A 2,244-nucleotide genomic window follows, 5' to 3' on the forward strand; every position below is an offset into this window, starting at 1 on the left:
CGCGCCCGCCCGTGCCGCTCGGGTCAGTTCCCCCGCAGCTCCGCCCGGGTGTCCCCGGCGCTGCGGGCGACGACGCCGCTCCGGGCGGGGGCGCCCAGCACCCCGGCGGCCAGGACGAGGACGGCGGTTGCGGCGGTGACCAGGGCGAACGAGGCCCGCAGCGAGACCAGTTCGGCGAGGAGGCCGATCACGGTCGGCGCGGCCAGTCCGGTGGTGTAGGTGATGGTGGCGACACCGGCGATGGCCTGCCCGGGGGCCGGACCGCTGTGCCCGGCCGCGGCGAAGGCCAGCGGCACCACCACGGCGATCCCGACGCCCAGCAGCGCGAACCCGGCGACGCCCGCCACCGGGCCGGGCGCGGCCACCACCAGCGCGCCGCCCGCGGTGGCCAGAACGCCGCTGATCCGCACCGTGCGCACCGGGCCGAGGCGGCGTACGGCGGCGTCGCCGGCCAGGCGGGCGGCGGCCATGGTGCAGGCGAACGCGGTGTAGCTCGCGGCCGCGACCGTCGCCGACGCCCCGGTGACGTCCCTGAGGTAGACACCGGACCAGTCCATCGACGCGCCCTCGGCGAGCACCGCGCACATCCCCACCGCGCCGATCAGCAGGGCCGAACGCGGCGGCAGCGCGAAGCGCGGCGGCGCCTCCTGTCCCGGCGCGGGCCGTACGTCCAGCAGCCCGCGGCAGGCCGCCGGAACGGCGGCGGCCAGGGCGGCGGCGGCCAGCGCCAGGTGGATCCGGGCGTCCAGGCCGAGGTGGACGGCGCCCACGCCGGCCGCCGAGCCCAGCAGCGCGCCCACGCTCCACATGCCGTGCAGCCCGGACATGATCGAGCGCCCGTAGCGCCGCTCCACCTCCACGCCCTGCGCGTTCATGGCCACGTCCGCCATCCCGGCGGAGGCGCCCAGGACGAGGAGCGCGGCGCACAGCGGCGCCAGGTGGGGGGAGAGGGCGGGCAGCGCGAGGGAGGCGCACCACAGGGCGAGCAGGGCGCGTACGGCGGCCCGCCCGCCGTAGCGGTGCACCAGGCGTCCGGCCAGCGGCATGGCGAGCGAGGCGCCGATCGCGGGGAAGGCCAGGGCGAGTCCCAACTGACCATTGCTCAGGTCGAGTTGGTCCCGGATCCAGGGGATGCGGGTGGTGAACCCGCCGGAGACCGCGCCGTGCAGGGCGAAAACCAGGGCGACCGAGCGCCGGGCCCGGCGGATGGGGGAGGAGGGCATGCGCGTAAACTATCAGGAAGGCTTCCTGAATGAAAAAGGAAATCTGCGAGGATTCCCGCATGACCACGCCCCCGCGGCCCGCGCCCCCCGCCGCCCCCGCACCTCCGCCCCACCCCGCAGGGCGCCCCGCGCGTACCGCGTCGCCCCGTACCGCCCGCGCCATCAACGACCGGATCGCGCTGGAACTGCTGGTGGAGCACGGCCCCCTGACGGCCGGCCGGCTCAAGGAGCTGACCGGGCTGTCCCGTCCCAGCGTCGCCGACCTGCTGCGGCGCCTGGCCGACGACGGGCTGGTCCGGATCGTCGGCCAGGCGGGGGAGGCCCGCCGCGGGCCCAACGCCCGGCTGTACGGCCTGGTCGCCGACCGCGCCCACGTCGCGGCCGTCGACCTCCGCGCCGACGGCGTCTCCTTCGCCCTGGCGGACCTCGCCGGCGGTGCGGCCGGCGGAGCGCAACTCCCGGTCGGGGACGGCGCGGACGGTGGAAGCGGCGGGGGCGGTGCGGGCGCCGGAGACGGCGGAGACGGCGGGGGCGATCCGGTGGAGCGGACGGTGACCGCCCTGCGGGAGGCGCTGCGCGAGAGCGGCGTCACCACGCTGCACACCGTCGCCGTCGGCGCCCCCGGCATGATCGACCCGGCCACCGGAGCCCTCGGCCGCGGCAGCACGCTGCCGGCCTGGCACGCCCGGGTCCCGGCCGCGATCCGCGAACGGCTGGGCGTCCCGGTGGTCCTGGAGAACGAGGTGAACCTCGCTGGCATCGCCGAGCACCGCCTCGGCGCGGCACGCGGCCGCGACACCTTCGTCCTGCTCTGGCTGGGGCACGGCGTGGGGGCCGCCGTGATCCTGGACGGCGCACTGCGCCGCGGCGCCTCCGGCGGCACCGGCGAGGTCGGTTTCCTGCCGGTGCCCGGCACCGCCGGGCTGCCGTCGGCCACGGTCTGCGACGGCGGCTTCCACTCCCTGGCCGGCGCCGAGGCGGTGTGCGCGCTGGCGCGCGGACACGGTCTGCGACCGCCGCG

2 protein-coding genes are annotated in these 2,244 nt (G+C 77.9%); one reads left to right on the top strand and one right to left on the bottom strand.

Annotation, left to right across the window (positions count from 1 at the left end; translation table 11 throughout):
- Positions 1-23: 23 nt before the first annotated feature.
- Positions 24-1,223, bottom strand: coding sequence for an MFS transporter (locus ACLIYP_RS30230; RefSeq protein WP_412716265.1), 1,200 nt, complete (start codon positions 1,221-1,223; stop codon positions 24-26).
- 59 nt (positions 1,224-1,282) lie between these two features.
- Between ACLIYP_RS30230 and ACLIYP_RS30235 the strand changes: the two genes are divergently transcribed.
- On the top strand, positions 1,283-2,244 hold a 962-nt coding region (locus ACLIYP_RS30235), incomplete at its 3' end, for an ROK family transcriptional regulator (RefSeq protein WP_412716266.1).

It is taken from the genome of Streptomyces nanhaiensis (genome assembly GCF_046614825.1).
GTDB classification, from domain to species: domain Bacteria; phylum Actinomycetota; class Actinomycetes; order Streptomycetales; family Streptomycetaceae; genus Streptomyces; species Streptomyces radiopugnans.

Bases quoted from the DNA above. Each gene is read 5' to 3' on its own strand.
- ACLIYP_RS30230 (WP_412716265.1), bottom strand. From the start codon at position 1,223: ATGCCCTCCTCCCCCATCCGCCGGGCCCGGCGCTCGGTCGCCCTGGTT.